The following is an 8025-nucleotide window of genomic DNA, read 5'->3' as shown; positions in this document are numbered from 1 at the left end:
CCTGAACGCCTTCCAGATCGCCTTCGAGGGCCGGCTCACCCCAGCCAACAACTGAACCTCAAAACCAAGATCAGCCGTTAACTGGACACACCCGGCCGGCCGGAGACACTCGCGTGATGAGTCACAACGCATCGCCTGGATCGGTCGAACGAGGTTGGGACGGGCCGTGGTACCGGGTTCGCGCGGATGCCTTCGAGGCATCGTTCCTGCCCAGTTCAGGCGAGGACTTGGACTTGGTGTGCAACGTCGATGTCTACGTGGACCTCAAGGACGGCTCACAGTGGACTGCGACTGTCTTCACGGTCGCGGAAGTCGAACGCTTGATGGAGGTCTGGGCAGGAAGCGGCGAGGCTCTCGGTGGCCGCTACTTCTGGGTCTCGGACGGCCTGATCGTCCGGGATCCCGGCATCGACAACATGACCCGCGTGATCGCCGGACTGATCGAGACCGACGAGTTCTGCTCGATCTTTCAGCGACTCGAAGACGACTGATCAAGCACCCGGCCGCTATGTGCGACGTGGCCTGTCAGGCCACGTCTGTATCCCGTTCGATGGCCTTGAGCCGGTTCTTGAGCCGGTAGCTCGGTCCGTTGATGGAGATCACGTCGCAGTGGTGGAGGAGGCGGTCGAGGATGGCGGTGGCGAGGACTTCGTCGCCGAACACCTGTCCCCATTCGCTGAAGGTCTTGTTCGAGGTCAGGATGATCGAGCCCTTTTCATACCTCTTTGAGATGACCTGGAAGACCAGGTTCGCCTCTCCGCGTTCGAGGATCTCGTAGCCCACTTCGTCGACCACGAGGACGCCCGGCCGGAGGTAGGTGCCGAGCTTGTTGGCCAGGCGTCCGGCGGCTTCGGCGGCTTTGAGGTTGCGGACCATGTCGTCGAGGCTGGTGAAGTAGACGGAGTAGCCGGCCCGGCAAGCCGCAACGGCGAGAGCGACGGCGATGTGTGTTTTGCCGACCCCGGGCGGACCCAGGAGAGCGGCGTTCGCCTTGGCCTCGACGAACGAGAGGGTCGCGAGGTCTTTGACCTTGCGCGGGTCGAGGTCGGGCTGGAACGAGAAGTCGTACTCATCGAGTGTCTTGTGGTGCGGCAGCCGGGAGAGCCGCAGGCCCTGGCGGAAGCGCCGGTCGTCGCGGACGGCCAGTTCCTCGGAGAGGACCAGGTCGAGGAAGTCGAGGTAACCCATCTTCGCCTCGTCAGCCCGACGGGTGAACTCGTTGATGGTTTCAGCGAGGTGGGGCAGGCCGAGCTTGCCGGCCGTGGTGCGGATGCGGTTGCCGGTGAGCTCGCTCAAGACGATTCCTTCGTCGCTCGGTTGGTGGTGAAGGGACGTGTGCCGGTCAGCTCGTCATAGACCGACAAAGGCCGTCGGCCGACCTCGACCCGGGTGGCCGCAGCCCGGTTCAGCAGGGCCTGCAAAGGCCCGACCTCCTCGCCCCGTGGCCGTTCCTGACGAGGCTGGATCGGGATTTCGCCGGTAGTGGTCCGGCGTCCCTTGCCGGTCGGCAAGCCGTCCCAGTGAGACTCGTCGACGACACGGGCACCGCGTCCGATCGCCCGGGGATGGGTCGCCAGTAGCGTGGCGCCGTGGGCGTCGGCAAGGGTGGCATGCAGCATGACCTGGGACTTTGTAGCCCGGATCTCGACCAGCTGCCGCGGGCGGACCCTGCGGGCCGGCACCGAGTAGAGGTTGCCGTCGAAGGCAACCAGACAATCCTTGCCGACGTGCCGCAGCTGCCGCTCGGCCACCAGATACGGAGTCGGAGGCAGCGGCTTGAGAGCCGCGTGGTCCCTCGCCGCCCGCTCCGCGATGACCTCGCGGTGGGTCTTGTGGATCTGGGCCCGCCGCTGGGGCACCCAGGCGCTGAACGCGGCGTCCATCTCCTCGACGGAGGAGAAGGACCGGCCGGACAGGACGTGGTCGCGGACGATCAGGACCTGTCTTTCGACCCGGCCCTTTCCCTGCGGCCGGTAGGCGGCCAGGACGTCGATGTCGAAGTCGTAGTGGCCGGCGAAGCCGACCGCTTCCGGATGCAGCGGGACCGCCTCACCAGGGGCGACGTGGCGGCGGACGACGGTCTTGGTCCGGTCGTAGACGATCGTCATCGGAGCCCCGCCGAAGTGTGCGAACGCCCGGCGGTGGCAGTCGAAGAAGGTCTGCAGGTCCTGGCTGGTGGTGAAGCAGCAGAACGGGTCGCGGGAGTACGACAGCGTCATGTGGAAGGAGTAGACCTTCGCGATGCCCATGTGGGCGAGGATCTTGCCCTCATCACCCCAGTCGACCTGGGCCTGGGCGCCTGGGATCACCTCGAACCGGCGGTGCATCCCCGCCAGTTCCTTAGGCGTGATCCCGAGTTCCTCAGCGATCCTCGGCCGGGCCGTCTGAACGTAGAGCTTGACCCGCTGATAGTTGCCAGTGAAGCCGTACTCCTGGGCCAGCCGCTCGTGGATGACCGCGGCCTTCATCAGGACCTCGGCCCGGAGCATCGAGTCGATCAGCGGCCCGAACTCGTCGATCACCCTCGCCCGCGACCGCCCGCTCGGCGACCGACGTGGAGGCGTTGCCGACCCCGGCGCCGAGAGGTACTTACGGACCGTCTTGCGGTCCAGCCCGGTCTCCCTCGCGATCTCCGACAGGCTCATCGCCCCGGACTCCAGCAAGCCGCGAAAGCGCCGAAGCTCCAGCCAACGCTGCGGATCCAAGACCACTGCCAGCCCCCTCCGCCGCACGTATCGACCAAGCAGCAGAGTGCCGAGCAGCAGGTCTCACCGCATCAGCAACTGTCCCTTTTCATCCGTACGAGGCTGGGGACGTTCACGTGTACGCCGACACCTGGCCACTACCCGCCACCGCGGACGGGTAAAGGACGGCACGGCCGGGGGCGACACGAGTCGGCTCTTCCCAGGCATTCGCCCCGGAACTCCCCTCGAGTTCGCCAGCCTCGACGAACGCCTGAAGAAGATCGGCCTGCTCCCGCGCCCCGACCGTTCCACGGCATTGTTCGCTCTCGCCGCTGAGCTCCCCGCTGCTTTCCGCGCCCGGCTTCTCGGCAGCAACACGGCCACGGCCGTGACATGGCAGCAAATCTCCGCGGGCGACTGGGCTTCCTACGCCGCGGATGTGGCTCTCCGCTCAGGCGATGTGCGGCCTGACTGACTCCTATGGTGCAGTCAGATGTCGCAAAGCTCCGAATAGCAGGAGAGCCCAGGCAGGGACAACGTGTCGGCCGATGTCGCGAAACCACTTCGGCATCGAGCTGAGGCACAGGACAATGGGCAGATGTACTACGGGTGGCGACGTTCCCTGCGTCCTCTGCACAACGATGTCCAGGACCAGCGTTCGTCCTTCTCGACTGGGCGAGATACCGGCCTGGTCTCCTTGGGCGAGATGCGCGACGTGCCGGTCGTCGTAGTGCTGGGGGAGCGCGGTTCTGGGAAGTCGGTGGCGCTGGACCAGGAGCGCACCCTGCTCACGGACGACGGAGTGGCGGTCGCGTCGCTTCACCTGGGGCAGGACGTCTCAGACACGATCTCGGCCGGTGCCGATCTGCGACAGCACCTCACTGTGCCAGAGGACCGGCCCGTCCAGCATGTGCTGCTGGACGGGCTCGACGAGGGCATGAGCGCCATCACCAACCTGGAGAAGGCTCTGCTGCGCGAGCTGCGCCAGACCCGGCCCGAACTACGTGCAAAGCTCCGTTTGCGTATTGTCTGTCGCACCACACGTTGGCCCGAGGTCCTTGAGCGGGGGCTGCGAGAGCTATGGCCCGCGGACGGACAGGTTGCGCTGATGGTGCTCGCGCCGCTGACCCGCCAGCACATTGAGACCGCGGCCGAGGGACACGGCTTGGACGCTGCAGCGTTCACCGAACAGGTCTCGACCCGGGTCCTGGCAGCACTGGCCGAGCAGCCAGCCACCCTGATCCCGCTTCTGAAGTCCCAAGAACACGGCGAAAAGCTGCCCGAGACGGTGGCCGAGGCTTATGGACAGGCTTGCCGCACCCTGTGCACTGAGACCTGGCAGCAGGCATTCGAGCAGCGCCAGAACCGCCCCACAGCGGATGATCTACTCGATGTCGCTCGCTGGACAGCCGCGGTGCTGCAATTCAGCCGCAGCACGGCTCTTGCTGATGAGGAACCCCGGACCGGTGACGTGCACCTGGACGTCCTGGTCGGCACCGACCTCCCAGGAAAGCCCTGCGGGCGCGCCGAACTTCAGCATCTGACCGAGTCTGGTCTCCTGGTCCCTGTCGGCCAACGTCGCTGGGTCTTTGCTCATCGCAGCTACCAGGAACACCTAGCGGCAGAGTTCCTCCGCGACCGGCTCGCACCTGAGGTACGCAGAGAGCTGCTCTGGGCCGGCAGCGGGCCAGCCCGCCACATCCTTCCCGAGCACGAGGAGGTCGCCGCCCGACTGGCGGTCGGCGACCCGGACCTGTTCGACGACCTGGTCGCCCACGATCCGTGGGTCGCCCTCCTGGCCGACCTACCCGCTCTGCCAGACGATCGCCGCAGGCGAGTGGCCCAGGCCCTCCTGGACACTGCAGCTGACACCACCCCCGGCTACCTTGAGCTCGCCCTCCTGGCCCGGCTGGACCATCCGGAACTCGCCGAACAGCTCACACCGTTCCTGACTTCGCAGGCCCACCCGAACGGCCGCTATCTCGCGCTCTGGGTTGCAGCCGCATGCCAGCCAGCGGGCCTGACCGCAGGTTTGCTGTCCCTCGCCGAAGACACCGAAGCGCCGGTCGATATGCGGGCCTTCGCGCTCGCTGGGATAACTAAAATTGACTACGACCAAGAGGCGCTGACGCGGCTACACAGCCTCTCCGTCGACGACAAGCCCAGCATCGCTGCAGCAGCTCTTGAGTATCTGTGGCCCGGTCAGCTGACACTGACCGAATATCTCGACCGGCTTCCCCCTCGTGAGTCATGGCGGTACGAGACGAAGCTGGAACAGTTCATGGAATTGATCACCCCCGACAACGTGGACGCCGCCCTGAGCTGGGCCGTCGCCACTCTCGGCGGAGACACCTCCAAAGCCGTACTCGCCATCGGCGTACTCGCGCAATCCGTTCGTCTCCTTACTCACCCTGTGCCAGGAGCGCCCGGGCCCAGCCGACAGAGCATCTCCCAAGGACTGCTCGCGCTCGCAGCCAGCGACGACCTGCATACCGGGGACGCGCGAACAGCGATTGAGCTCGTCAGGCAGTCCCTGAGCGCCGACCGAGAGGCCCGCCGTCTCCTCGCCAGCGACGTGCTGCACAACGGCGACCAAGAGTGCGCTGAAGAACTGGTCTTCTCCACCGAGACCGGCCTGTTCCCTGAAGACGACCTGCTCTACTGGGCCGAAGGCTGGCTACAGCTCCCGCCCCATGCCCGCCGCGCCGCCCGCCGGCTGTTCAGCAACAGGCCACGCCCCCTCGATGACACCCTCAGACAGGCCGTGGAGGTGGCACGTCAAGCAGACCCGGAGCTCCACCAGGACACTCAATGGTGGGATGCACCTGCACCTACGTGGAAGCTCCGCCAAGAAGAACGCGAGCGCGAGCAGCGCCGCCTGAACACCTTCGATGAGGAAGAGTTCACCCGCGCACTGGCCGCAGTGCACACCGCAGACCGCGACCAAGTGCGTCAGGCCTGGATCATGGTTCTCGGCCACCTCCACCGGACCCGCAACGGCAGCCGTGCCAAGGAAATCACCATGCTCGGGGCTGTAGCCACAGCACCCTCGTGCCCGCCGGAAGGCAGCGCACTGTATGCCGACCTCGTCGAAGCAGCGCTGCATGTCCTGCGCACCGCTCCGGTCTGGAACTCGGACCACGTTGAAAAATGGGGAACCGAGCGGCACCACGTCCCCGAGCTGACCGCGGCCGTCTTCGTCACGGACGAAAAGTGGGAAGCCAGCGTGCCGACAACGGACGTTGCTCGATGGACAGGCTGGGCACTGGCCATCGCCACCATGACGCCTGTGGCTGGCGACGAAGAACTGCACGACCGGCTCTTCGAGCGATGCGCACGCCGCGTCGGCTCCGCCTTCGAGCCCGCTCTCGCAGCCTGTCTGGACCGCCTAGAGCCCTACAGGCTCACCGAACTCATCGGGTTCCTGCACAGGCTCCGCGCAGAGCGACCTCTTGCCCTTGTCTGCGAATGGGTTGCAGACCCCACGAGGGCCGCCGAATCTTGGACTGCAGTGATGACGGCGCTGACTCATTTCGACGGCGACGCCGCCCTGCCTGCGCTGCAGCGCGTCGTGGCCGCCGGACCCGCAGGGGACCCCGACGGCAGGCAACGCTGGATCAGCGCAGTCACGGCCCTGATGTCGCTGACCGCCCTGCCCGCCAGCTGGCCGCACGTACGCCAGGCTCTCGACGCTGACGACGTCCTGTTCCGTGACGTGATCGACCGAGCGCTCCTCCACACCCGCCCCACCGCCCAGTCTTGGCCAGGAATTGCTGCCCTCGACGAAGCGGATCTCGCCGACCTCTACACCCTCCTGTGCCGACGAGAAGAACTCCGTCGCCCCCGGCCAGAGCACGAGGTGGGAGTCGTCTATTCGCACACAACGGATGAGACCCTCCACGACCTCGCCGACCTTCTCGCCCGCTTGATGGCTGACAAGGCCACACCACAAGCAGCCAGCCATCTCGCCCGCCTAGCCGTATCCGGTACCACCCACAATCCCGACTGGCTGCGCCGCCTGGCACGCAGCACCGCACGCGAGGCAGCCCGGAAGCAATCTGCACCTCTGCCCGTCCACCATCTACGGAAACTGGCGGCCGACCATGCCCTGCGTGTGATTACCGACGAGGCCCAGCTCCTCGACGTCGTCATGGAAGCCCTCGACCACGTTCAGGACGCCTTCTCGGGCCCCAACGGGATGGCGATCCTCTTGTGGAACCGCGCCGCCAGCAAGGACGTCGGTGCCATGTGGCCGACCTGGGAGGAGGATTTCAGTGACCTGGTCATGGGACTACTGAAGATCCACCTCGTAGGCCGACGCGTCGTTCTCAACCGCGAGGTCCAAGTCGACCGGCCGGGTGCTGGCGGAGGCCGCACTGATATTCACATCCAGGCCGCCATCGCCCATCCCCAAGTCGAACCCCTCACGGTGGTAATCGAATGCAAGGGCTGCTGGAACCCTGGCCTATCCACCGCCTTGACCACCCAGCTTGTGGACCGCTACCTACGCCGCCCTCACACAGCCGGGATCTTCTTGGTCGGCTTCTTCGACTGCGAGCTGTGGGACCGGCAGAGCCGTCCGCGCTGTTCGCCGAAGCACACCAAGGAGGAGATCGAGCGTCATCAGCACGACCAGGCCGCCCAGCACGGCCTCTCTGTCCTTGCTCGGGTCCTTGACTGCCGCCCTCCTGGAGCCCAGAGCACGGTGTGAATGGGTGTTACATCCCCTAACGAAATGATCTTCGGCCTGGATTCTAAGTCAGGCTCCGGGAGTATTAACGACGTCCCCTGAACCGCTTAACTCGTCAGTGCCGCGACAGCCCTCGCGTCCTCGGAGTCGAACACCACAGCGGTGCTGGCGTCGACGTCTACAACTTCGTGTACCGAAGTTGCTTCAACAGGGTCTTGTATTGAGCCGAAACTGGTGGGTTTCCTACTGGATCGTGTAGTGGACGTGTCGGCCGTGGAAGTAGCCGGTCACGATGCGGGGTTGGCGCTGTCGCCGGTGCAGGAAGCGCCGGGTTTCGCGGGCGAGATCGTCAGTCGAGGTGGCGCGGGCCGCGTGGACGTGGTGTTTCAGGTCGGCGTTCAGCAGCTCGTCGGGGTTGAGTTCCGGGCTGTAGCCGGGCATCAGGTGCAGCTCGATCCGCTCGGCGTTCTCGGCGAGCCACTCCTTGACGGCCTTGCTGCGGTGGACCGGGTGCCGGTCCACGATGACGTGCACCTTGCGGCGGGCCTGTCGGGCGAGACGGTCGAGGAACGCGCAGAACACGTCCGCGGTGAACTTCTCCGGGAAGACGGTGAACCACAGCACGCCCCGCGAAGCGACCGCAGACATGAT

At 65.8% G+C, this 8025-nt stretch carries 5 protein-coding genes; 2 read left to right on the top strand and 3 right to left on the bottom strand.

Annotated features, from left to right (window positions below; all coding sequences use genetic code 11):
• Positions 1–116: 116 nt before the first annotated feature.
• A complete protein-coding gene (locus tag ACFWB8_RS35940; RefSeq protein WP_385237183.1) occupies positions 117–491 on the top strand; it encodes a hypothetical protein in 375 nt (124 codons plus the stop codon).
• 34 nt (positions 492–525) lie between these two features.
• On the opposite strand, the gene istB is transcribed toward ACFWB8_RS35940, so the two are convergent.
• Together istB and istA are read right to left on the bottom strand one after the other, a co-directional pair.
• A complete protein-coding gene (gene istB, locus ACFWB8_RS35935) occupies positions 526–1296 on the bottom strand; it encodes an IS21-like element helper ATPase IstB (RefSeq protein WP_138359593.1) in 771 nt (256 codons plus the stop codon).
• Positions 1293–2711, bottom strand: a complete 1419-nt coding sequence (gene istA / locus ACFWB8_RS35930; protein WP_385237179.1) for an IS21 family transposase — start codon at positions 2709–2711, stop codon at positions 1293–1295. The genes istB and istA overlap by 4 nt, the downstream gene beginning before the upstream one ends.
• A gap of 571 nt (positions 2712–3282) precedes the next feature.
• Here istA and ACFWB8_RS35925 point away from each other — a divergent pair.
• Positions 3283–7395, top strand: coding sequence for an NACHT domain-containing protein (locus tag ACFWB8_RS35925; RefSeq protein WP_385237176.1), 4113 nt, complete (start codon positions 3283–3285; stop codon positions 7393–7395).
• A 222-nt stretch (positions 7396–7617) separates the two neighbouring features.
• On the opposite strand, the gene ACFWB8_RS35920 is transcribed toward ACFWB8_RS35925, so the two are convergent.
• A partial coding sequence (locus tag ACFWB8_RS35920) for a transposase (RefSeq protein WP_385237173.1) occupies positions 7618–8025 on the bottom strand: 408 nt, incomplete at its 5' end.

This window comes from Streptomyces sp. NPDC060031, from assembly GCF_042736805.1.
In the GTDB taxonomy this organism is placed as follows: Bacteria; Actinomycetota; Actinomycetes; order Streptomycetales; family Streptomycetaceae; genus Streptomyces.
Note: the sequence above shows the minus strand (reverse complement) of the source record. Positions and strands in the feature narration are given on the sequence as shown.

Excerpts from the sequence above, each read along its gene's own strand:
- ACFWB8_RS35940 (WP_385237183.1), top strand. The coding sequence starts at position 117 with ATGAGTCACAACGCATCGCCTGGATCGGTCGAACGAGGTTGGGACGGG.
- ACFWB8_RS35925 (WP_385237176.1), top strand. The coding sequence starts at position 3,283 with ATGTACTACGGGTGGCGACGTTCCCTGCGTCCTCTGCACAACGATGTC.